Origin of the sequence: uncultured Planktomarina sp. (assembly GCA_943788425.1) — a bacterium.
GTDB lineage: Bacteria > Pseudomonadota > Alphaproteobacteria > Rhodobacterales > Rhodobacteraceae > Planktomarina.
In genome coordinates this window covers 1-22,505 of the sequence record CALSQF010000008.1, presented here as the reverse complement: position 1 = coordinate 22,505, position 22,505 = coordinate 1, and the positions used below count along the sequence as shown (strand labels likewise).

Sequence of the window (22,505 nt, the reverse complement as noted above, 5' to 3'; positions counted from 1 at the left end):
AAAATCCATTCCCCTTACTCTATCCGCTTTTGTTCGGGCCACAAGTGTAACCGCATGCCAGCGTCGCTTGGCGTTCGAAATGGCGTTTCATTTGAATTTGTCGAGAAGCTTTTGCAAAGGAGAGGGAGCAGGTGCGAGATCGGCGGGAGACGCCGCGGGCTCTGGAGGTTTTTGCGCCGCAGCTTTGGTGGTTTTTGAAGAGCGCGGTGGGGCGGTTTGCAAGGCGACAGCGTTCATGAATTTTGTCCTATCCCCGGCGGCCAAATGCTTCGCGCCATTGCCGATTCCCGTCAGCATGGCCGCCAGCCAATTCTGATCTGCCTTGGCAAAGTCTCGGAGTACAAAGCCGGCCACCGCGTCCTTATGGCCAGGATGACCAATGCCCAGCCGCACGCGCCCGTAGTCTGCTCCCAAATTGGCGTGGATTGAGCGAAGACCATTATGCCCCGCATGACCGCCGCCCTGTTTGAGCCGCAATTTGCCTGGCGCGAGATCCAATTCATCGTGAAAAACGGTGACCTGAGCTAGATGGATCTTGTGAAACCGTACGGCTTCTCCCACCGATTGACCTGAGAGGTTCATGAAGGTTGTGGGTTTGAGCAACAACAGCTTTTGCCCAGCCAATGTGCCGTCGCAAACCTGTCCCTGAAACTTTGAGCGCCAGGGGGTAAACTGATGATCTGCGGCAATTCTATCAAGGGCCATAAAGCCAATATTATGCCGATTATGCGCATATTTTGCGCCGGGGTTTCCGAGGCCTACGAAGAGTTTCATAAGATGAGTTTAACGGCCAAACCGGTGGGTTGAAAGAGATTTGCGCGGATGTTGGGTTAGAAATGCAAAAACCCCACCATCTCTGGCGGGGTTTCAAATGGTTCACATCGGCTCGAGGGTCGAGGTTTACTCTTCGACTGCGACTTCAACCTCTTCGGCCTCGTCATCCGCTTCATTATCGGCAGAGCGCAGACCAGAGGGTGCTGCGATATTGGCGATCACAAAGTCACGGTCGATTGTCGGTTTGGAGCCTTTTGGCAGGTCGACAGATGAGATGGTAATCACATCACCAACTTCGAGCTCGGCCAGATCAACTGTGATCTTCTCAGGGATATCCCCTGCAGTGACCACCAGTTCCACCTCAGGACGCACCAAGGTCAGCACGCCGCCTTTTTTCAGGCCTGGGCATGTGGCTTCATTCAAAAACTCAACCGGGATATAGAGATTGATTTTTGATGTCCGGCGCAGACGCATGAAGTCAACATGTGTTGGCAAATCTTTCACAGTGTGGCGTTGCACATCGCGGCAGATAACGCGCACGTCGTCGTGACCTTCTACTTTGAGATTGAACAAAGTTGACTTGAAGCGTCCTGCTTTCAAGAGTGAAAACAATTTGTTGAACGGTATATCGATGGGCAACGGGTCTGCCTCACCACCGAAAACGATGCCTGGTACGTTGCCTGCGCGGCGAGATTGACGAGCGGCCCCCTTGCCTGTCCCCGTCCGTACCGAAGCGATTAGATCTGGGATCTGTCCTGCCATGGGTCTATTCCTTAAAATGGGGGGGCATCCTCCAAGGGTGTATGCCCCGTTGAAGTGCGCCGTATAGGGCCATATGAGGCAAAAGAAAAGCCCTTGTTTACTTTGTTTCTTGCAAGAGACGCGCGGCTATGAAAAAGCAGGCCATGCAAGTTTTTCACGCCCTATATCTGTCCCGCCGACCTGCGGTTGCATTTGTGATCGTTGGCATGTTTTGGGGATGTTTTGCGGCCTATGTGCCGGAGATCAAAGCGCGTTTGCATGTCAGCGATGCCACTTTTGGCTTGCTGTTGCTGTGCAATGCGCTTGGACTAGTCAGCTCGATGGTCTTAGCACCGCGTTTAGATCGTTTGCTCGGCGCGCGCGGCATGCAGGTTGGCAGCGTTGCCTTAACGATGAGCTTTCTATTGCCAGGCTTTGCCACAGATGCGTTGAGCTTTGGTCTGGCGATGGTGATTGTTGGCGCCGCCTCGGGTTTCACCGATGTGCTGATGAATGCGCGGGTCAGCGAGTTGGAGCAGCTGCACAGTAAACCTTTGATGAATGCAAATCACGGCATGTTTTCGGTTGGTTACGCGGTTGCAGCGATTTTGAGCGGTTTGGCCCGCGAGGCGCAGATTGCGCCCGGACCCGCCTTCGCGACTTTGGCAGCAGCGATTTTGATCCTATCGATCTTTCTTTACATGCCCCCTCGATATGCTGCTTCGGGCGCCGGCACGGGCGGTCGTTATCCGCTAAAGCCAATTATTTTATGCGGATTGATCGTTTTGGTTGCCTTTATGACCGAAGCGACCGTCGAGACCTGGTCTGCCTTGCATATTGAGCGCAGTCTGCAGGGCCGTGCGGCCGAAGGGGCGATGGGGCCGGCGATGCTGGGCCTGACCATGGCGATCGGGCGGTTTTCCGGCCAGGCGGTGTCGCAAATTTTTTCTGAGACAAAAGTCATCATACTGGCCACATTGGTGGCCGCGGCTGGGGGGACTTTGGCCGCCTTGGCCCTTACGCCCTTTTTGGCCGCTATTGGATTTGGTATTTTAGGCCTTGGCATCTCGGTTGTCGGTCCTTTGGGCTTGGCATTGGTGGGGCAAAAAGTGCCGGACCATCTGCGCACTGAGGCGATTTCACGCGTGGCTGTTCTGGGATTTGCTGGATTCTTTTTGGCGCCATCTTTGATGGGGCTATTGTCCGATTTTTTTGGATTGCGCATTGCGTTCCTCGCCGCCGCAGCACTTAGTCTTACAGCCATTCCGCTGACCTTTCTGTTGCGGCGCGCGTAAACCCTCACAAACAAAAGCTTGCGAAAGCAAATATGCTCGGGCTGGGTTGGCCGTATTAAGCGGTGCTCTTTGTAAATACTCATTTTCTACGCAGTTATTTTAATGGGCCAAAGCCATGACCTCAGTGCATATAGTCTGCCACTTACCTGCGAGATGCCAGAGGCGGTTTTTATTTTGCAGTGACTGCAAAGGAGAGGCCTGAAAATATAAACACATGATATTTCTATAATAATAAGTTGATAAACCGCATTATAAGCACCGATTTTGTTGCATGTGGGCTGCGAGGCATCGTCATATTGAAAGAATAGAAGGACAGATATGTCCGTAAAACCCCCATTTACAGCGGTTGAGGTCCGACGGGCCGCTTCCGGTTTTTATGAAGGTCACAGCGTTGAAATCGCCCTGTTGAGTAAGGGAATTATTGAGTAAGGGCATTTTGGTTGCGCTCGTGATTTGGGCCTTAGCTTGGCCGTCTAATGCCAATAGCAATTTAGGCAGCCTGAACTGTGTCGCGCTAGGCCCAGCGTCCCTCAAAATCCTCTGGAATGTAGAGAATATCGCGGGTCACATCGTTGATGTCGCGATGCCCGCAGAGCGCCATCGTGGTGTCCAACTCTTTTTGCATGACGTCCAGAGCTTTGGTCACGCCGGCCTGACCCATCGCGCCAAGACCGTATATATAAGACCGGCCGATCATCGTTCCCGTCGCGCCAAGGGCTTTGGCTTTGAGGATGTCCTGCCCACTGCGGATGCCGCCATCCATCCAGACCTCGCATTTGCCATCCACGGCCTCGACGATACTTGGCAGCATGCGGATTGAGGATAGCGCGCCGTCGAGCTGCCGCCCGCCGTGGTTCGATACAATGATCGCATCAACCCCCAGTTTTGACGCCATTTTTGCGTCCTTGGGATCTAAGATGCCTTTCAGAATGACCTTACCACCCCATTTTTTCATCAAGATCTCAACTTTTTTCCAATCAAGCGCTTGGTCAAATTGCTCGGCGGTCCAGGCGCTGAGGGAGGTGGTGTCGGAGATGCCGCTGACATGCCCTACGATATTGCCGAAGCCGCGGCGCTTGGTGCCGAGCATCTCGAGGCCCCAGCTCCATTTGGTCGCCAGATTGGCTATGGTTTTGGCAGTCAATTTTGGTGGGGCTGAGAGGCCATTTTTCAAATCTTTGTGACGTTGCCCCAATATCTGTAAGTCCAGGGTGATCACGAGTGCGGAGCAATTGGCATCTTTCACCCGCTGGATCAAACGATCTGAGTAATCCTCATCGGTTAAGGTGTAGAGCTGAAACCAAAATGGCGCGTCTGAGGCTACTGCAACATCTTCGATCGAACATATCGACATGGTCGACAAGGTATAGGGCACACCGAAAGCGGCAGCGGCACGGGCGGCTTTGATCTCGCCATCGGCGCATTGCATGCCGGTCATACCGACCGGGGCTAGGGCCACGGGCATGGAGACGTCTTGGCCAATCATTTTGGACGCGGTGCTGCGGTTGGTCATATCAACGGCAACGCGTTGGCGCAGGCGTAATTTGGCAAAGTCAGAAATATTATCGCCGAAGGTCTGCTCGGTCCAGCTGCCGCTTTCGCAATAGTCATAAAACATTCGTGGCACGCGGCGCTGATAAATCTCTTTCAGGTCTTGAATGGTCGTGATTACGGGCATAGCCTAGCCTTTGCTGTAAATTGGTCAATTTACATTACCAATATGTGAGATAGAGGTAAAGATCCGCCTGATGGTTTGCATTTGCCGGCGGTGCTTGGGCCAGGCGGTGCTTTGGAGTGGGACTATGCAGATCGTAACTTTGCAAGAGGCGCAATCGGCGCCAATCTGGCGCCGACCGATATTTTTGCTGTTTGTGATGGCCGCAGCTATGCCCATTGCCTTCGCAACTTGGAGTGCGTTGCTCAATAATTTTGTGATCGAAGTGGCCAATTTTGATGGCGCAGACATCGGTCTATTGCACTCGGTGCGGGAAATTCCTGGATTTCTTGCGGTCGGGGTCATTGCCATCATCGTTTTTGTGCGTGAGCAGGTCTTGGGTCTGTTGTCCTTGGTGCTCTTGGGGGTGGCCACGGCATTGACCGCTTGGTTTCCGCAAATGGGCGGAATTTTAACGCTGACATTGCTCTCTTCTATTGGCTTTCATTATTATGAAACGGTCAACCAATCGCTGCAATTGCAATGGATTTCTAAGGCGCAGGCACCGCAGGTTCTGGGCTGGCTATTGGCCATGGGCTCGGCAGCTTCGCTGGTGGCGTTTGGCGTGATCGTTATCACTTGGGAATGGCTCGCGTTGAGTTTTAATACGGCCTATATGATTTCGGGCGGCATTACGGCGGCCATCGCCCTTTCCTGTATGATACTTTACCCACAATTCCAATCACCCACGCCGCAACATAAAACCATGGTGCTGCGCAAACGCTATTGGCTGTATTATGCGCTGCAATTCATGGCCGGTGCGCGGCGGCAGATCTTCATGGTCTTCGCGGGCTTTATGATGGTGGAACGTTTTGGATTTGATGTGCATGAATTGACGTCTCTGTATTTAATCAACCTTGTGATGAATATGTTCATTGGGCCGATATTTGGCCGAGTGGTGGCGCGCTACGGAGAGCGCAATACGTTGATCTTTGAATATGCGGGTTTGGCCCTGGTGTTTCTGACATATGGGGGCATTTATATGTTTGGCTGGGGTGTGATGCTGGCGGGGGCTTTGTTTGTGATAGACCATTTATTTTTCTCACTCGCCTTTGCCCTGAAAACCTATTTCCAAAAAATTGCAGATCCGGCCGATATTGCCCCAACGGCCGCGGTGGCGTTTACGATCAACCATATTGCGGCTGTGGGGCTGCCGGTGTTTTTGGGATTTTTGTGGCTATTTTCGCCAAGTTTGGTGTTTGTGCTGGCCGCTAGCATGGCGCTGACGTCACTGGGGCTGGCTTTGTTGATTCCCAGACAGCCCCGACCGGGTTATGAGACAATTTTGTGCCGATAACGGGCCGTTTGCGGTGCGACACAGGCTTCTGTACTGGATATCCGTCCGATCCCCCTTATATCTGAGGTTAAGCTTGAAGGGAGTCAAAGATGTTTTTTATGTCGCAAGAAAAGTCACAGATGGTTTCACGGGACCAAGCCTTGCCTGGGCGTGGCACCCCAATTGCCACCGCCCCCACGCATTTTTTAACGGGCCGTCCCTTGCAAGCCGCTCCAGAGGCGGGGTTGCAGGAGGCGATGTTTGGCATGGGCTGCTTTTGGGGCGTGGAGCGGATGTTTTGGGGTATTGACGGGGTCTGGTTGACCATGGTGGGCTATGCGGCCGGCTACACACCCAATCCGACCTATGAAGAGGTTTGCAGCGGAATAACTGGACACAACGAAGTGGTTCGCGTGATATTTGATCCGTCACTTATGACTTATGAGGCTTTGCTGAAGGTCTTTTGGGAAGGCCATGATCCAACCCAAGGTATGCGCCAGGGCAATGATCGCGGCACGCAATATCGCTCTGGCATTTATACCTACGGAGCTGAGCAGGCACAGGCTGCAAAGGCCAGTCTGACTGTCTTTGCAGAGCAGCTGAGGGCCTCTGGCTTTGGCGCGATTACCAGTGAAATTTTGCCTGCGCCCCCGTTTTACTATGCCGAAGATTATCATCAGCAATATTTGGCGAAAAATCCCAATGGCTATTGCGGCATAGGCGGAACTGGGGTGACCTGTCCGATCGGATTGGCTGTCACCTAACTGCGCCGCGTGCCGCGGCTCTGTCCTTGAGTTTGCGGCGGGCGTGCCCTTCGCATATGGCGCGGGTGGCAAGCAATTGCGATGGCTGGCCAGACAGGATATGGGCACATAAAACCATTGGAGCCGACCCGTGCTGACCTACACCGCCCTGACGACATTGCCCGGTAAATCTCAAGCAGAAGCTCTGGGAGAGGCGCTTGAAGAGCTGGAGCCTGCACCAACTGGGGTCGGGGTATTTGAAGTTGAAGACGGCAAGGGCATTTGGGAAGTGGGTGGGTATTTTCTCGATGCACCCGATGATATTGATCTGACTTTGTTGTCGGCCGCTTTTGGAGCAGGGCCCTTTGTCGTATCCGTAGTGCCGGATCAAGATTGGGTTGCCAAAGTGCGCCGCGAATTGCCGCCAGTCGAGGCTGGGCGATTTTTCGTTTATGGCAGCCATGATGCCGCGCTTTTACCTGAGGATCGTATTGGCCTGTTGATCGAAGCGGCCATGGCTTTTGGCACCGGGCATCACGGGACCACGCTAGGCTGTTTGCGAGCCTATGACCGGCTGTTGGATGATGCGCAGCGGTTCGACAATGTCCTTGATCTCGGTTGCGGTACGGCCGTTTTGGCCATGTCTGCCGCCCGTGTGGGCGCGGCGTCTGTTCTGGCCAGTGACATTGATCCGGTGGCGGTCGAGGTGGCACTTGCCAATGTGAAAGCCAATGGGTTGGAGGGCCAGGTGGGCTGTGTTGAGGCCATTGGCTTTGACTCGCCTGTGGTGCAGGCAGGCGCACCTTTTGATCTTATTTTTGCAAATATCCTGAAAGGCCCGCTGATTGAGCTGGCGCCTGAAATGGCGGCGCACCTGGCACCTGGCGGCCTGGCCATTGTGTCGGGGCTGTTGATTGAGCAAGCCGAGGATATCGTTGAGGCCTATCAGGCGCAGGGTTTCGACTTGCAAACCCGCGAAGATCTCGGAGAATGGAGCGCTTTGACGCTGCGCCGGCACCAGTAGCCTTCAGGCTCGAAAGCAAAACAACGCGCTGAGATCAGCGCGACGTTTTGAAATCGGGCATGATTCCCGATGGTAGGCGTGTATCAGCGGCGTGCGATGCGTTCGATGTCACCGGCTGCCAAACCTATGTCATTGAGTTCACGCAATGTCAGTTGTGACAGGGCCTTGCGTGTGACGCGCGCATCGTTCCAGCGTATAATGGCTGTGGAGACGGCGGCGGCGAAATTTGCAAGGATTGTGCGAGATGAGGACATTGCGGAGCTGCGGGATGTGTCAAGAAATGCCATTGGGGACGTCCTTTCGGAAAATGATGCCGGGGGTGTGTGTCTTTATGCTGGGCATTTAGGCGCGCTACGAGGTCTTGGCTACTGGGAAAAACAACATAACCGATATGCGATTTTTGCATACCTTTTTGGAGATATAGGGTTCTGTTTTTAAGAGGTCTTTGTTCAAAATTGGGGTTAAGTACCGCTGAAATTTGCGCCACAATCGAAATGACTGCTTTTCAGATGTTCGCGTTTCGTGCTAATTAAGGCACAACACGAATTTGCGAGGGGCAATTCTATGCGGGTATTGGGCATTGATCCGGGTTTGCGCTCCACAGGCTGGGGGCTTGTGGATGTGCAAGGCAGCAAGCTGCGGCATGTGGCCAATGGTCAATGTCAAACCCTGCCGGGGCCCTTGGCTGGGCGCTTATTGGCGCTGTTTAACGGGCTGTCTGAGGTGATTGAGTGCTATGAGCCGAGTCATGCGGCCGTGGAGCAAACCTTTGTGAACCGCGATGGGGCGGGGACGTTGAAATTGGGCCAGGCGCGCGGAATTGCGATGCTGGTGCCTGCGAAGTTTCGGCTGGAGGTGGGAGAATATGCGCCCAACGCGGTGAAAAAAGCGGTGGTGGGCGTGGGGCACGCGGACAAGCGGCAGGTCGAGCATATGGTCTCTTTGCAACTGCCGGGTGCGCAATTGGTTGGGCCCGATGCAACAGATGCGCTTGCGATTGCCATTTGTCACGCGCATCATATCCAAGCGGGTAATCATTTTCAGGCCGCATTGCAAAGGGCAAGTGGATGATTGGAAAACTGTCAGGGCGCGTAGACTATAAAGCCAGCGATCATGTCATGCTAGATGTGCGTGGCGTGGGGTACATGGTTTATTGTTCCGACCACACCCTTGCGGTTTTACCGCCTGTCGGTGAGGCTGTTGCGCTCTACACGGATTTATTGGTGCGTGAAGATCTTATGCAATTGTTTGGCTTTACCTCTCTGGTCGAAAAGGAGTGGCACCGATTGCTGATGTCTGTGCAAGGGATTGGGGCGAAGGCCTCCCTGGCGATCCTCGGGGCTTTGGGGCCTGATGGGGTGAGCCGATCCATCGCAATGGGTGACTGGACAGCTTTGAAAGCGGCAAAGGGTGTTGGACCAAAAACCGCACAACGGGTGGTGATCGAGCTGAAAGATAAGGTGCCGGCCGTTATGGCCATGATGGATGGGGCGGCTGAGATCCACCAGGATGATGTGCAGGAGGCAGCGGTGATAGAGAGCGCAGGGCCTGCCGTTCCGGCAAAGCCCGCGCCCGCTGCGTCCCCCTCGGCGCAGGCCGATGCCTTGTCGGCTTTGAGCAATCTGGGTTATGCTCCAGGGGAAGCGGCGGCGGTTGTGGCGCAGTTAAGTGGCGAAATGGGAGGGGTGGATTCTGCAAGCTTGATCCGTGCGGCACTCAAGAAAATGGCGCCTAAGATATGATCGCCGAATGGGACAGCGGTTCCGCCGCGCCTGATCCGACCTTGCGGCCCGAACGGCTTGTGGAGGATGGCGACAAGGCTTTACGGCCCAAAGGGCTAAGTGAGTTTATCGGACAAGAGGCGGCGCGCGCCAATTTGAATGTCTTCATTCAATCGGCGCGGCAGCGCGGCGAGGCTATGGACCACGCGCTGTTTCACGGGCCGCCGGGTCTTGGCAAAACCACCTTGGCGCAGATTATGGCGCGCGAATTGGGTGTGAATTTCCGTATGACCAGCGGGCCGGTTTTGGCCAAAGCGGGGGACTTGGCCGCGATTTTGACCAACCTTGAGGCGCGCGATGTGTTGTTTATTGATGAAATTCACCGCCTTAACCCTGTGGTGGAAGAGATTCTTTATCCGGCCTTGGAAGATTTTGAACTGGATCTTGTGATTGGAGAGGGCCCGGCGGCGCGTACCGTGCGCATAGAATTGCAGCCTTTCACGCTCGTCGGCGCGACAACGCGCTTGGGTCTGCTCACGACACCTCTGCGTGATCGGTTCGGTATCCCGACGCGCTTGGAATTTTACACAGATGCAGAGTTGCACCAGATTGTGACGCGCAACGCCAAACTCCTTGGCGTACCAGCGGATGATGCAGGCGCCCGGGAGATTGCCAAACGCGCGCGTGGCACGCCGCGCATTGCCGGGCGCTTGCTGCGCCGGGTTCTGGATTTCGCAGTTGTGGAAGGAGATGGGCGTATCACCCAAGCAATCGCTGATCATGCGCTGACCCGTTTGGGTGTGGATTATCTGGGGTTGGATGGCGCAGATCGCCGCTATTTGCGTTTGATTGCGGAGAATTATGTGGGTGGCCCGGTGGGGATTGAAACTCTATCTGCGGCCCTGTCAGAGAGCCGTGATGCGTTGGAAGAGGTGATTGAGCCGTATCTGTTGCAAAAAGGTTTGATACAGCGCACCCCGCGGGGCCGTATGTTGGCTCAGAAGGCTTGGACGCATCTGGGTATGGCGCCGCCGCAGCCGGCGTCTCAGGCTCAGCTGTTTGAATAGCCGCAACGCGCCTGGCTGCTGAGCCTAGCCAAACACCCTGTAGAGCGTTATGAGGGGCGCGCGTTTTGTGGCAATAGAAGGATTGGCTCGTGTTAACGGCAAGCGAGATTGAACGCATGTTCACCCGGACCGACGACAGCTATGTCTTTGCCCGCTGGGGCCGTCCGATTTGCCCAGTGGTTTTTGGCGTGCAGGACGAGACTTTGGTCATCATGAAGTCGGCAATTGAGGCCGTGTGTATCGCTGCGGGGCACCACACCGATGAATTGGATCCGGAATTGGGCAGCAATCTGATGATGTTCTTTTTTTCCGATTGGGAAGAATTGCGCGCCGTGCCAGATCTCGATCAGATGATCCCGCATTTGGACAACGTGGTGGATCGCCTCGTTGCCGCGCAGGCCAATCAATATCGCGCTTTTCGGTTTGACGATCAGGGTGCAATTCAGGCTTGTTTCGTCTTTCTGCGCGTCGATGAGGCCCTGCAACAACTGGGGGCCGATAGCCTGGCGTTGTCGCAGGCGGTGCAGGCCATGTTCTTGTGGTCACAAGAGGCGTTTAAAAACCGCTCGCCTCTGGCTGTGCTGGACAATGGCACCACAGTCATGCGACCTGAGATTGCCGCCTTGCTGCGCGCGGGCTATGATCCGGTGATGCCGGCGCGCGCCAATGATGCCAGCCATACGCTGCGATTGGCTGCGCGGATTGAGGCGGCTCAATGAGCCATAGGTTTGAATTAACTGTTTATTACGAAGACACGGATATGGGCGGTATCGTCTATTATGCCAATTATTTAAAGTTCATCGAACGGGCGCGTTCGACTTGGGTGGCGCAACTGGGAGTGGATCAATTAGCGCTTCAGGCAGGTGGCGTGTTTTTCGCCGTACGCGCCATTCAGGCAGAGTACTTGGCTCCCGCAAGGCTGGGGGATTTGTTAGAGGTTGTGAGCCAGCGATGGTCATCCACTCCAGCACGATGGATCTTGCACCAAGAGGTGCAGCGCGCGGGGCAGGTGCTTTTTACCGCTGAAGTGACGATCGTGGCCCTGACGGAGGCGGGCAAACCGACCCGTCTTCCGGCAGAACTCCGCCGAAATTCTAACCCCTAAAAACTATTGCAGCGAATGCTTGGCTTTTTGTAAGGTTTTTCGCTACAGTTGCGCAAAACTTGGTCAAAGAGCCACAAGCAGAGGCATTCACATGGAAGCAGCAATCGATTTTTCGATTTGGGCCCTATTTTCACGTGCGACACTACCAGTTCAGGCGGTGATTGTGTTGCTGATTGGCCTGTCAATTTGGTCTTGGACCATCGCGATTAACAAGCGCATCGCTTTGAACCTGGCGCGGCGTAGGGCTGCTAAGTTTGACAAGGCCTTTTGGTCTGGCGAGCCGCTGGATGAGCTCTATGACAAAATCGGCGCTGTGCCAAAAGGCGGCAGCGAGCTGATTTTTACGGCCGGAATGACCGAATGGCGGCGCTCTCATCGCAGCGATGGGGTGTTGATTGCCGGGGCACAATCGCGGATAGAGCGCTCCATGGATGTGGCTTTGGGCAAGCAATCGAATGATTTACAAAGTGGATTGGCAATTTTGGCCTCGATTGGCTCGGTGGCGCCCTTCATTGGACTGTTCGGGACGGTCTGGGGCATCATGAACGCCTTTATCGAAATTGCAGCGCAACAAAATACCAATTTAGCGGTCGTGGCGCCGGGGATCGCCGAGGCGCTTTTGGCTACGGGCCTCGGGCTTTTGGCTGCGATCCCAGCGGTGGTGTTTTACAACCATCTCAGCGCTGGCTGCGATCGGGTTACTGCGGGCTATGAAGCCTTTGCGGACGAGTTTGCAACCATTTTGTCGCGCCAATTGGGAGGCTGAGCCTTGGCTATCAAGATGGATATGGCGGAGGAGCGCTCCGGTCGGCGACGCCAGCGCCGGCGCAGCCGGCCTGTGGCTGAGATTAATGTCACGCCATTCGTGGATGTGATGTTGGTCTTGCTGATCGTGTTTATGGTGGCGGCGCCGTTGCTGACAGTTGGGGTAGATGTTGATTTGCCCAAAACTGCTGCCGGTGCCTTGCCGAGTGAATCAGAGGAGCCATTGACCGTCACACTCACGGCTGAGGGTGCAATTGTGATACAGACAACCGAAACGCTAGAGACGGAATTTTTGACCCGTCTGCGCGGCATCGCACAGGAGCGTGCAGATGATAAGGTCTTTCTGCGGGCCGATGGCGCCATTCCCTATGCTCGGGTGATGCAGGTCATGGGAGCGATGAACGCAGCCGGCTTCGGCAATATCGGCTTGGTCACAGATCTGGGTGGTCCAGCATTTGACGGCTCCGGTGGATAGGGTCGCATGTCGCCGGGCAGCTATATTTCCTTCGCCCTCCATCTCGGTTTAATGGGCTGGTTTTTGTCTAACGGGGATTTTTCCCGCAAGCCGCCTCAGATTAAGTTTGCAGATGTTTCTGTCGTCTCTTCTGAGTTGTTTGACATTATGGTAAACGATAGCAGCCCGGAGATTTCCACTGAAATTCCGAGTGCAGAGGCGAGTCTGGTTGCGGAGGCTGCCGCGGGTCCCAGCGCGCCAAAGGTGGATGGCGCTCCCGCGCAATTGGCGCAAAACTTAACTCCAATTTCAACAGATGATGCCCTGCCTTTGCGGCGGCCCGAAATGGTTGCACCTGTGCAAGATGTGATGATCTTGCCACCCGTCGAGCTGCAGGCGCCTCTTGTGGATGACAGCGCGCAGAAGCCACTGCAAACCAGCCTGCCGCCAAAGCCACGCCCCGCGCAGAGGATCGCGCCCGTCGCCATTGATGCACCTGACGTGGAGATGAACCTGGGTGCCGAGAGCCGCGTGGCGGCGTCCCCACAAGACGCTCCGGCGGAAGTGGCGCAGGAGCAGGAGGCACAGGCCCGCGAAGCCGCGGCCCCTGAAATTGTCACAGAGGCGGAGGAACCCTCTGCGGCCCCGGCGGTAACGGCCAATGCGCCAGAACGGTCGCTGCGGCCCCGCATTCGGCCGGCCCCGCGCGCTGTGATCGCGCCCGAACCATCGGAATCAGAGCTTGAAGGGTCACAAATTGATCCGGTAACAGCGGCTTTGAACGCAGCACTGATGGCTGATGATGCCGCCCCTGGGGGGGCGGAATCCGCAGCGGCACCTTTGGCAGAACAATATATTCGTGGTATGCAGCTGGCGGTTGCAGAATGTTGGAACCTTGGAGCCTTGTCATCGGCGGCCTTGTCGACGATTGTAGTGGTGGAGGTGGAGCTGACACTTGACGCAAAACCCGTGGCTAACAGCATCAAGATGCTTGGCTATGAGGGGGGAGATGACATCAGCGCAGAGCGGGCTTTTGAAACCGCGCTGCGTGCGATACGAGGATGCGGCGCACAGGGATTTGAACTGCCGAAAGATCAATATGCAACTTGGCGGCGTGTGGAATTAACATTTAACCCAGAGAAAATGAGAGTGCGATGAAGCGATTGATCTATTTTGGTGTTTTGGCGTTTGCCCTGTGGACAGGTACGGGCATGGCGCAAAATGGTCCTTTGCGAATTGAAATCACTGATGGGGTGATTGAGCCTCTTACCTTTGCGGTTCCGATGTTCGAAGCGGAAAATATTGAGGCGGTGACGATTGCCACAGAAATGTCGCGCATTGTGGCGACAGATTTGTCCAGCAGTGGACTGTTCCGCGAAGTGCCGCCAAGCCGATTTATCGCACAGCGCAGCAGCTTTGATGAGCCTGTGCGCTATCCTGATTGGCGCGCCATCAATACGCAGGCTTTGGTCACTGCTGCGGTTAAAACTAACAGCTTTGGACGGCTGACCGTCAAATTTCGCATTTTTGACATCTATTCGGGCGTGCAGCTGGGCAGCGGTATGCAGCTGAGCGGCAGCACCAAAGCTGTGCGCCGCATGGCCCATAAGGTGGCCGATCAAGTGTATACGCGCATCACTGGTGAGGGGCCATATTTCGACAGCAAAATCGTTTTCGTTTCTGAGTCTGGCCCGAAAGACCAACGGCTCAAGCGTTTGGCCATCATGGATTATGACGGCGAAAATTTGCAATTTTTGACTGGCAACGAGAATACTGTTCTCGCACCACGCGTCTCGAAAGATGGCAAGCAGGTGCTCTATACCAGCTGGGAGACTGGTTTTCCGCAGATCTATCAGCTCAACGTGAGCAGCGCCGCGCGCAAGCGCCTGCCGACACCGGACAATGGTATGGCTTTCTCACCGCGGTTTTCACCCGATGCCAAGCGGGTGGTTTATTCCTTTGAGCAGGGTGGCAACACTGATATTTATCTCATGGAGTTAGACAGCGCGCGTTCGGCACGGATGACGTCGAGCCCCTCCATTGATACGGCCCCAAGTTTTAGCCCTGATGGGCGCTCAATTGTCTTTGAAAGTGACCGCAGCGGCACGCAGCAGCTCTATGTTATGCCGGTTACGGGCGGCACGCCGAAGCGGATATCCTTTGGAAATGGGCGCTATGGTACGCCGGTCTGGAGCCCGCGTGGCGATTTGATCGCCTTTACCAAGCAAAGCAACGGGCGCTTTGGAATTGGTGTAATGCGCACCGACGGCAGTGAAGAACGGCTCTTGTCGGCCTCATTCTTGGATGAGGGGCCCAGCTGGTCTCCCAATGGGCGGGTGATTATGTTTACCCGCGAAACTCAGGGGCCAAAGGGTGCGCCGAGCCTGTATTCGGTCGATATTTCTGGTAGGAACCTGCGCGCCATGAACCTGCGCAGCCCTGCTTCTGATCCCTCTTGGGGCCCCGTCCTGCCTTAGGGTGGGGGTCTGATGATGCTATGTTTCTGTGAAAGGAGACCAACATGAGAATGATGTATCTGGCCCTCGCGGCTATGGTGACCCTCGCGGCCTGCGCTGATACAAATGGAGGGTACAACACAGCAGGACTTGAGGGTGGGTCCGGTTGGAATGACACTGACATCAGCTCTGAGGATTTGAACGATCCAGCTTCTCGAGCCTATTTCAAAAATTCAGTTGGCGATACGGTGTTGTTTGATGTGGATGAGTTTACATTGAACAGCTTGTCCAAGGCCGCATTGGACATTCAGGCGGAGTGGCTCCTCAGCAACCCCGGATATGTCATTGTATTGGAAGGCCATGCGGATGAGCGGGGGACGCGCGAATACAATCTGGCGCTGGGCTTCCGGCGGGCGCAATCTGTTCAGGAATACCTTGTTGCGCGCGGCGTTTCAGGCCTACGCCTAAAGACCCGCAGCTACGGCAAGGAGCGGCCGGTGGAAATTTGCAGTTCTGAGCGGTGCTATGAGAAAAATCGCCGGACAGTCACTATCTTGACCCAAAGCTTGAGCTGATGAAACTGGGCCGCGTATTGTTCTTGATCGCGGGGCTGTCTGGTCCCGCCTCTGCCGACAGTTTGGCGGATATGCGTCAAGACCTTGCGGGTCTATTGTATGAAACCAAACGCCTGAGCTTGGAGTTGACCGCCACGCAAATGGGTGCTCTGGCAAATGACGGGGCGTTGCTGGATCGAACAGCTGCGATTGAAAATGAGTTGCAGCGTTTAACGGGCCAGACAGAAGAGCTGGCCTATCGCATTTCCGCTATTGTCCGGGATGCGACTCAAAGGATTGCCCTGCTTGAGGCGCGCATTTGCGCCATGGAGCCGGGCTGTGAGGTGACGCAATTGGGCGCCACACTCCCGCTCGGATCTGATAAGGATTCGGGATTGGATTTGGTTCTGACCGGTGAGATATTAACGATTTCGGAGCAAGCTGAATTTGATGCGGCAAATGATATGTTGCTGTCGGGCGACACCCGCAGCGCTGCGCAAATGTTCAAAGAATTTGTTATGGCCTTTCCCATTGGGCCGCTGACGCAGCGGGCGCATTTGCTTTTGGGACATGCCTATATGGATAGTGCGGAGTTTCGTCTGGCAGCGCGGGCCTATTTAGAGGCCTATTCCGTGGATGAGGCCAATGAGGTCGCGCCCTCGGCTCTATATCATCTTGCTTTGTCATTTCATCGCATGGGCAATGCACAAGAGGGCTGTTTGACGCTCAGTGAAGTTCAGTATCGCTATGCGCAGACGGAGGTTGCAGCGGATGCCAAGCTGGCCGAGGCTGAACTGTCCTGCTCATGAGCTTGGAGCTGCCTCATCATATTCTATCGCAGAGCGCGGAGCGCTTTGCGCAGCTGCCAAAAGATGCAGTGATTGGGGTCGCAGTGTCGGGAGGATCTGATTCTGTGGCGCTGCTCCTTTCTTTGCGTGCCGCCATGCCTCAGGCGCATTTGCGCGCCGCGACTGTCGACCATGGGTTGCGGGCTGAAGCAAAGGAGGAAGCGCAATGGGTGAGCGCGCTCTGCGCCAAGTTGGGCGTAGCCCATAGCACGTTGACTGTAAGCGATCTGCCAACGGGACCCAATCTGCAAGCGCGCGCCCGAAGCGCGCGCTATGATGCGCTGGCCGCTTGGGGGCGGGATCTGGCGTGCAGCTGTATCTGTTTGGGGCATAGCCAGACTGATGTGGCGGAAAACTTTTTAATCCGGTTGGCACGCGGTTCTGGAGTCGATGGTCTCAGCGTGATGCGTGGGCGCTGGGCAGAGCGAGGTATGGAATGGCTGCGCCCGCTGCTTGAGTTTTCCAGGGTGGAGTTGCAAGCTTTCCTGCGTGCACAGGGACAGGGCTGGTGCGATGATCCAAGCAATGAAGATCCAGCCTTCATGCGCGTGCGCATGCGTCAGGCGGCGCCGGACTTAGATGCGCTTGGATTGACGAGCCTTCGGCTGGCCAAAACCGCAACTCGCATGGGCTACGTTCAAGAGGCTCTGGAGTATTCTGTGCGAGGCCTTTGGCCCCAGGTGGCGCAAATTGATGTCACCGATGTGCTTTTTGATCGGGTAGCATTGAGCAGCTTGCCGCGCGAATATGTCGAGCGCATGGTGTCGGATGCCCTTAATTGGATTAGCGGTAAGCCCTACAGGCCCCGAAATTCTGCGCTGCTTAGGGCTATTGCCGCAAAAAAAACCGAAACTCTGCACGGATGTGTCCTAATACCGCAGCCTGAGAATGTACTGCGCATTTCTCGGGAGTTTTCTGTGGTTGAGGGTTTGGTGGCCCAGGGTGGCGCGCCCTGGGATGGCCGGGTATCCATCACAAAATGTAAGAAATCATATGAAATTCGGGCGCTTGGCCCCTCTGGTCTCGCGCAATGCCCGGAGTGGCGGGAGAGTGGTCGTCCGCGTTTAGCGCTTTTGGCCAGCCCGTCTTTGTGGCAAGGGAAAACCCTTTTGGCCGCACCAATGGCGCATTTTGGCCCAAAAGATATGCTTGAGGTAGTTTCACCGCCCTGGGAATGATAGTAACCCATTGAATAAAGCGGTATGATGTCTATCTTAAGTCAAAGTCCGACGCTATACCGTGTCGACACATTGCGGTTCTAATAGGAGTTTCCCTTGGGTAATCTACGCAACCTCGCCTTTTGGTTTGTATTGTTCATCTTGCTATTGATGTTGTTTCGTTTGTTTTCTGGGGATGCAGGTACAGCCTCGAGCCGCAGTACGACCTATTCTGACTTTGTTCAGGCGGTTGAAAATGGGCAAGTCAGCCGCGCAACGCTGGATGGTGAAACGGTCACTTATACTGGGCCAAATGGCACGGAATATGTCACAATCGTTCCAGGTGATGCGCAGATCAGCGATCTTTTGGTGTCTAAAGGCGTGAGCGTTGCTGCCACGTCGCAAGAAACTTCAATGTTCCAATCGATTCTGTTGTCGCTCCTGCCGATCATGCTGCTGGTTGGGGTGTGGATCTATTTTATGAACCGGATGCAGGGCGGTGGTAAGGGCGGAGCTATGGGCTTTGGCAAGAGTCGCGCGAAGATGCTCACCGAAAAGCAGGGCAATGTCACATTTGACGATGTTGCTGGCATTGACGAAGCCAAAGAAGAGCTGGAAGAAATTGTTGATTTTCTGAAGAACCCGCAAAAATTTAGCCGATTGGGCGGTAAAATTCCTAAAGGGGCTTTGCTGGAAGGCGCTCCGGGCACGGGTAAGACCCTCCTTGCGCGGGCCATTGCGGGTGAAGCGGGCGTGCCTTTCTTTTCGATCTCTGGTTCGGATTTTGTGGAGATGTTTGTGGGCGTCGGTGCGAGCCGGGTCCGCGATATGTTTGAGCAGGCGAAGAAGAATGCGCCCTGCATTTTGTTTATCGATGAAATCGACGCTGTTGGCCGGGCGCGTGGTGCGGGCTACGGCGGTGGAAATGATGAGCGTGAGCAAACACTCAATCAGCTTTTGGTTGAAATGGATGGTTTTGAAGCCAACGAGGGCATCATTATCGTGGCGGCGACAAACCGCAAAGATGTGCTTGATCCGGCTTTGCTGCGTCCGGGGCGTTTTGACCGGCAGGTAACTGTTCCCAGTCCGGATCTGAGAGGGCGCGAGAAAATCTTGGGCGTGCATGCGCGCAAATTGCCGACGGGCCCTGATTTGGATTTGCGGATCATTGCCCGCGGTACCCCTGGTTTCTCGGGTGCGGATCTCGCCAATTTGGTAAATGAATCGGCACTGGCCGCCGCGCGTATTGGGCGCCGTTTGGTGACTATGGAAGATTTTGAAAAAGCCAAGGATAAGATCCTTATGGGCGCGGAGCGGCGCTCCATGGTGCGCACCAAGGAACAATTGGAGAAAACAGCCTATCACGAGGCCGGTCATGCTCTGGTGGGTTCGCTTCTGCCAAAATGCCAACCTGTTTATAAAGCCACAATCATTGCCCGTGGCGGCGCTGGCGGTATGGTAATGAGCTTGCCAGAAATGGATCGCCTCAACTTCTACCGAGACGAGTGCCATGACGAGTTGGCGATGACCATGGCGGGTAAAGCAGCTGAGATCTTCAAATATGGCGAAGATCAGGTGTCCAATGGCCCGTCAGGCGATATTCAACAGGCCTCTAATCTGGCGCGGGCTATGGTCATGCGTTGGGGCATGTCCGATAAAGTTGGTAATATTGACTATTCCGAAGCGGCGGAAGGCTATTCTGGCCGGACATCCGGCCTGTCGACCTCGGCGGCTACCAAGGAATTGATCGAAACTGAGGTGCGCAGCTTTGTGCAAAATGGTTATGATTTGGCCATGAAAACCATCCTTGACAATAAAGAGCGCTTTGAGAATTTGGCGCAGGGTCTTTTGGAATATGAGACCCTCACCGGAGCAGAAATCAAAAAGGTGATGGAGGGCGAGAGCCTTGACCGTGATGGTGATGAGGATGACAGCGCGACATCTGGCGGCACACCATCGGTGACGGCAGTGCCCAAAACCAAGCAGAAGCCGAGCGGCAGCAGTGGCAGCGGCGGGATGGAACCTGAGCCCACGGCCTAAGACTTTGAGCCCCTGCCAGATACAAAGGCGGGGGCTTTTTTAAGGAGGCGCAGCTATGCCTGTTTTGCGCGCAACAAATGTTTATCTCACCATTACTTGGCTGGGCGTGGTTACCCATCGGCGCGACATTGAAATCGAGACAGAGCCGCGCAAAAGGCTGGACTTGGATTGGGACGGGGTTACCGGTGCTGCGCATCTAGGGCGGACCCGTGCTTCAGACAGCCGTGTCTTACAACAGCATCCGTGTGGCACGGAGATCATCAATGTTCGGCAGCTAAGCATCGTCAGTCAGGAAGAAATTGATGAGATTGCGCGCGACATGGGGCTTGCGCATTTCAATCCCCAGTGGCTGGGGGCAACGATGGTGCTGTCAGGATGCCCAGATTTCTCCCATCTCCCGCCGTCTTCACGGCTCCAGGCACCGCAAGGCACGACCCTGGTGGTGGATATGCAAAATTACCCTTGCCACCAAGTCGGCATGACCATTGAACGGGATCTGCCAGGGCAGGGGAAATCGTTTAAAGCCCATGCAAAGGGCAAGCGCGGCGTGACCGCATGGGTCGAGCGCCCCGGCGACCTGGTCTTGGGCGATGTGCTGCGCCTGCATTGCCCAGAGCAACGGGCCTGGCAGGCGGACGGACAAATGCGCTTTTTATAGGCCTGCATAGCTGGATTGGATTAAGTGATCCAAAGAATAAGGTCTGCGGCACCAATCAGCATTATGATATGCAAAATGAAAATGTCTCGTTTCAAAGACGTGTCCTACTAATGTCCCTAAATGTTAGCAAAAAAATTTCAAAGTTGTAGCACGGGTTTCCAATGAACCCCACAGAGGTCAATTGGCTGCCGCACACGCGAGTGCAAATGTCGGATTTACTCTGCTACTTTGTCGCAGATCGCGGTACATGCAACGGTATACTTTGATCAAGCGGTCACATTGGAGACGTAAAGTGAGCTATAAATCGGATATTGAAATTGCACGCGGTGCTTCAAAAGCCCTCATTCAGGACATTGGCGCAAAGATTGGAATCGAGAGCAAAGATCTTCTGCCTTACGGCCACGATAAGGCCAAAGTGAGCCAGTCTTTCATCAATTCCGTTCAAGACCGTAAGAATGGCAAGTTGATCTTGGTGACCGCCATCAATCCAACGCCAGCGGGTGAAGGTAAGACCACGACCACCGTTGGTCTTGGCGATGGTTTGAACCGCATCGGCAAGAAGGCAATGGTCTGTATTCGTGAAGCCTCTTTGGGGCCGAATTTCGGTATGAAGGGTGGCGCAGCCGGGGGCGGCTACGCGCAAATCGTGCCGATGGAAGATATGAACTTGCACTTCACTGGCGATTTCCACGCAATCACCTCGGCGCATAGTCTTTTGTCCGCGATGATCGATAACCACATCTATTGGGGCAATGAGCTTGATATCGACACGCGCCGCGTGGTGTGGCGCCGGGTTGTTGATATGAATGACCGCGCCCTGCGCCAGATCACAACCTCTTTGGGTGGGGTGTCCAATGGGTTCCCACGCGAAGCGGGTTTTGACATCACCGTTGCCTCGGAGGTAATGGCCATTCTTTGTTTGGCCAAAGATCTGACCGATCTGCAAAAACGCCTCGGTGATATGATCGTGGCCTATCGTCGTGACCGCAGCCCGGTTTTTGCACGAGACATTAAAGCAGATGGTGCGATGACCGTCCTGCTGAAAGATGCGATGCAGCCTAACCTAGTACAAACTTTGGAAAATAACCCTGCCTTTGTGCATGGTGGTCCATTTGCCAATATTGCCCACGGCTGTAACTCGGTGATCGCCACAACAACCGCTCTGAAGCTTTGTGATTACGTGGTGACGGAGGCCGGATTTGGTGCCGACTTGGGCGCAGAGAAATTCCTCAACATCAAGTGCCGCAAAGCGGGGCTCGCGCCGTCCGCTGTGGTGCTGGTGGCGACGGTTCGAGCGATGAAAATGAACGGTGGTGTCGCGAAGGCTGATCTTGGCGTTGAGAATGTGGACGCGGTGAAAGCTGGTTGCCCGAACTTGGGACGCCACATCGAAAACCTGAAGAGTTTTGGCGTGCCTGTGGTTGTCGCAATCAACCATTTCGTCACCGATACTGAGGCTGAAGTGCAAGCGGTAAAAGACTTTGTGGCCGGGCAAGGCTCCGAAGCAATTATTTCGCAACATTGGGAATTTGGCGGCAAGGGCGCTGAAGCCTTGGCCACACGTGTGGCGGAGGTTGCAGATTCGGATATGGCCAATTTTGCGCCGATCTACGCAGATGAAATGCCGCTGGCTGAAAAGATCCAAACCATCTGTAAACGCATCTACCGCGCCGATGAGGCTTTGATGGATCAAAAGATCCGCAATCAGTTGAAGGATTGGGAGGCGCAGGGCTATGGGCACTTGCCCGTCTGTATGGCCAAGACCCAATACAGCTTCAGCACGGATCCGAATCTGCGCGGTGCGCCTGTGGGCCACTCAGTGCCGGTTCGTGAAGTGCGCCTTTCCGCCGGCGCTGGCTTTATTGTAGCGGTTTGCGGCGAAATCATGACCATGCCGGGATTGCCGCGCAAGCCAGCTGCCGAAACAATCATGCTCAATGATGCGGGTGAAATCGAAGGCTTGTTCTAAGCACGTCCCCGCGCCTTTGGATGCGGGGATGCGCCTTTGGGTTTCCGATTTGAAGGCAGAAATTTTGGGTTTGGGAGATGATAGATGACTGCACAGTTGATTGATGGCAAGGCCTTCGCGGCGCAGGTGCGCGGGCAGGTGAGC

Annotated in this window: 23 protein-coding genes and 1 pseudogene; 20 read left to right on the top strand and 4 right to left on the bottom strand. The window is 54.9% G+C overall.

Annotated elements, in window-relative coordinates:
- Nucleotides 1-87: 87 nt before the first annotated feature.
- Both pth and ABLW18_RS08705 read right to left on the bottom strand, forming a co-directional pair.
- Nucleotides 88-774 (bottom strand): aminoacyl-tRNA hydrolase, encoded by a 687-nt coding sequence (gene pth, locus ABLW18_RS08710; protein ID WP_347824429.1) that lies wholly within the window; start codon nucleotides 772-774, stop codon nucleotides 88-90.
- Between the two features lie 126 nt (nucleotides 775-900).
- Nucleotides 901-1,536 carry a 50S ribosomal protein L25/general stress protein Ctc gene (locus ABLW18_RS08705; protein WP_347824428.1) on the bottom strand — a complete coding sequence of 212 codons (636 nt, stop codon included), beginning with the start codon at nucleotides 1,534-1,536 and terminating at the stop codon, nucleotides 901-903.
- A 143-nt stretch (nucleotides 1,537-1,679) separates the two neighbouring features.
- Here ABLW18_RS08705 and ABLW18_RS08700 point away from each other — a divergent pair, with 143 nt between their 5' ends.
- Nucleotides 1,680-2,810, top strand: a complete 1,131-nt coding sequence (locus ABLW18_RS08700; protein WP_347824427.1) for an MFS transporter — start codon at nucleotides 1,680-1,682, stop codon at nucleotides 2,808-2,810.
- A gap of 318 nt (nucleotides 2,811-3,128) precedes the next feature.
- A pseudogene (locus ABLW18_RS08695) lies at nucleotides 3,129-3,315 on the top strand (hypothetical protein); the annotation flags it as partial.
- A gap of 9 nt (nucleotides 3,316-3,324) precedes the next feature.
- On the opposite strand, the gene ABLW18_RS08690 reads toward ABLW18_RS08695, so the two are convergent.
- On the bottom strand, nucleotides 3,325-4,488 hold the full coding sequence (locus ABLW18_RS08690) for an alpha-hydroxy acid oxidase (protein WP_347824426.1): 1,164 nt from the start codon (nucleotides 4,486-4,488) through the stop codon (nucleotides 3,325-3,327).
- 124 nt (nucleotides 4,489-4,612) lie between these two features.
- On the opposite strand from ABLW18_RS08690, the gene ABLW18_RS08685 reads away from it, so the two are divergent.
- The 3 genes from ABLW18_RS08685 to ABLW18_RS08675 all read left to right on the top strand — a co-directional run bounded on the left by ABLW18_RS08685 (nucleotide 4,613) and on the right by ABLW18_RS08675 (nucleotide 7,567).
- A complete protein-coding gene (locus tag ABLW18_RS08685; protein WP_347824425.1) occupies nucleotides 4,613-5,821 on the top strand; it encodes an MFS transporter in 1,209 nt (402 codons plus the stop codon).
- An 89-nt stretch (nucleotides 5,822-5,910) separates the two neighbouring features.
- Nucleotides 5,911-6,564 carry a peptide-methionine (S)-S-oxide reductase MsrA gene (gene msrA / locus ABLW18_RS08680; protein ID WP_347824424.1) on the top strand — a complete coding sequence of 218 codons (654 nt, stop codon included), beginning with the start codon at nucleotides 5,911-5,913 and terminating at the stop codon, nucleotides 6,562-6,564.
- 130 nt (nucleotides 6,565-6,694) lie between these two features.
- Complete coding sequence (locus tag ABLW18_RS08675; RefSeq protein ID WP_347824423.1) at nucleotides 6,695-7,567, top strand: 50S ribosomal protein L11 methyltransferase; 873 nt, start codon at nucleotides 6,695-6,697, stop codon at nucleotides 7,565-7,567.
- A gap of 83 nt (nucleotides 7,568-7,650) precedes the next feature.
- On the opposite strand, the gene ABLW18_RS08670 is transcribed toward ABLW18_RS08675, so the two are convergent.
- Nucleotides 7,651-7,854, bottom strand: coding sequence for a DUF1127 domain-containing protein (locus tag ABLW18_RS08670; protein WP_347824422.1), 204 nt, complete (start codon nucleotides 7,852-7,854; stop codon nucleotides 7,651-7,653).
- A 277-nt stretch (nucleotides 7,855-8,131) separates the two neighbouring features.
- Between ABLW18_RS08670 and ruvC the strand changes: the two genes are divergently transcribed.
- The 15 genes from ruvC to ABLW18_RS08595 all read left to right on the top strand — a co-directional run bounded on the left by ruvC (nucleotide 8,132) and on the right by ABLW18_RS08595 (nucleotide 22,361).
- On the top strand, nucleotides 8,132-8,638 hold the full coding sequence (ruvC, locus tag ABLW18_RS08665) for a crossover junction endodeoxyribonuclease RuvC (protein WP_347824421.1): 507 nt from the start codon (nucleotides 8,132-8,134) through the stop codon (nucleotides 8,636-8,638).
- A complete protein-coding gene (ruvA, locus tag ABLW18_RS08660) occupies nucleotides 8,635-9,309 on the top strand; it encodes a Holliday junction branch migration protein RuvA (protein ID WP_347824420.1) in 675 nt (224 codons plus the stop codon). Before ruvC ends, ruvA begins: the two co-directional genes overlap by 4 nt.
- Complete coding sequence (gene ruvB / locus ABLW18_RS08655) at nucleotides 9,306-10,355, top strand: Holliday junction branch migration DNA helicase RuvB (RefSeq protein WP_347824419.1); 1,050 nt, start codon at nucleotides 9,306-9,308, stop codon at nucleotides 10,353-10,355. Before ruvA ends, ruvB begins: the two co-directional genes overlap by 4 nt.
- Before the next feature lie 116 nt (nucleotides 10,356-10,471).
- Nucleotides 10,472-11,074, top strand: a complete 603-nt coding sequence (locus ABLW18_RS08650; protein WP_347824536.1) for a hypothetical protein — start codon at nucleotides 10,472-10,474, stop codon at nucleotides 11,072-11,074.
- On the top strand, nucleotides 11,071-11,460 hold the full coding sequence (locus ABLW18_RS08645) for a YbgC/FadM family acyl-CoA thioesterase (RefSeq protein WP_347824418.1): 390 nt from the start codon (nucleotides 11,071-11,073) through the stop codon (nucleotides 11,458-11,460). Before ABLW18_RS08650 ends, ABLW18_RS08645 begins: the two co-directional genes overlap by 4 nt.
- A 91-nt stretch (nucleotides 11,461-11,551) precedes the next feature.
- Nucleotides 11,552-12,226, top strand: coding sequence for a protein TolQ (gene tolQ / locus ABLW18_RS08640; RefSeq protein ID WP_347824417.1), 675 nt, complete (start codon nucleotides 11,552-11,554; stop codon nucleotides 12,224-12,226).
- A gap of 15 nt (nucleotides 12,227-12,241) precedes the next feature.
- Entirely contained in the window at nucleotides 12,242-12,700 is a 459-nt protein-coding gene (gene tolR, locus ABLW18_RS08635; RefSeq protein WP_347824535.1) for a protein TolR, read from the top strand.
- A 6-nt stretch (nucleotides 12,701-12,706) separates the two neighbouring features.
- Nucleotides 12,707-13,837, top strand: a complete 1,131-nt coding sequence (locus ABLW18_RS08630; protein WP_347824416.1) for a hypothetical protein — start codon at nucleotides 12,707-12,709, stop codon at nucleotides 13,835-13,837.
- Nucleotides 13,834-15,156, top strand: a complete 1,323-nt coding sequence (gene tolB, locus ABLW18_RS08625) for a Tol-Pal system beta propeller repeat protein TolB (protein WP_347824415.1) — start codon at nucleotides 13,834-13,836, stop codon at nucleotides 15,154-15,156. The genes ABLW18_RS08630 and tolB overlap by 4 nt, the downstream gene beginning before the upstream one ends.
- 50 nt (nucleotides 15,157-15,206) lie before the next feature.
- Nucleotides 15,207-15,710: a peptidoglycan-associated lipoprotein Pal gene (gene pal / locus ABLW18_RS08620; RefSeq protein ID WP_347824534.1), complete on the top strand. Its 504-nt coding sequence runs from the start codon at nucleotides 15,207-15,209 to the stop codon at nucleotides 15,708-15,710.
- Nucleotides 15,710-16,498 (top strand): tol-pal system protein, encoded by a 789-nt coding sequence (locus tag ABLW18_RS08615; protein ID WP_347824414.1) that lies wholly within the window; start codon nucleotides 15,710-15,712, stop codon nucleotides 16,496-16,498. The genes pal and ABLW18_RS08615 overlap by 1 nt, the downstream gene beginning before the upstream one ends.
- The gene (gene tilS / locus ABLW18_RS08610) at nucleotides 16,495-17,715 is read left to right on the top strand and encodes a tRNA lysidine(34) synthetase TilS (protein WP_347824413.1); all 1,221 of its coding nucleotides are present in this window, start codon (nucleotides 16,495-16,497) and stop codon (nucleotides 17,713-17,715) included. Before ABLW18_RS08615 ends, tilS begins: the two co-directional genes overlap by 4 nt.
- A gap of 96 nt (nucleotides 17,716-17,811) precedes the next feature.
- A complete protein-coding gene (gene ftsH, locus ABLW18_RS08605) occupies nucleotides 17,812-19,734 on the top strand; it encodes an ATP-dependent zinc metalloprotease FtsH (protein ID WP_347824412.1) in 1,923 nt (640 codons plus the stop codon).
- A 55-nt stretch (nucleotides 19,735-19,789) separates the two neighbouring features.
- Entirely contained in the window at nucleotides 19,790-20,392 is a 603-nt protein-coding gene (locus tag ABLW18_RS08600; RefSeq protein ID WP_347824411.1) for a sulfurase, read from the top strand.
- Nucleotides 20,393-20,684: 292 nt separating this feature from the next.
- Nucleotides 20,685-22,361 carry a formate--tetrahydrofolate ligase gene (locus ABLW18_RS08595; RefSeq protein ID WP_347824410.1) on the top strand — a complete coding sequence of 559 codons (1,677 nt, stop codon included), beginning with the start codon at nucleotides 20,685-20,687 and terminating at the stop codon, nucleotides 22,359-22,361.
- Nucleotides 22,362-22,505: the final 144 nt, after the last annotated feature.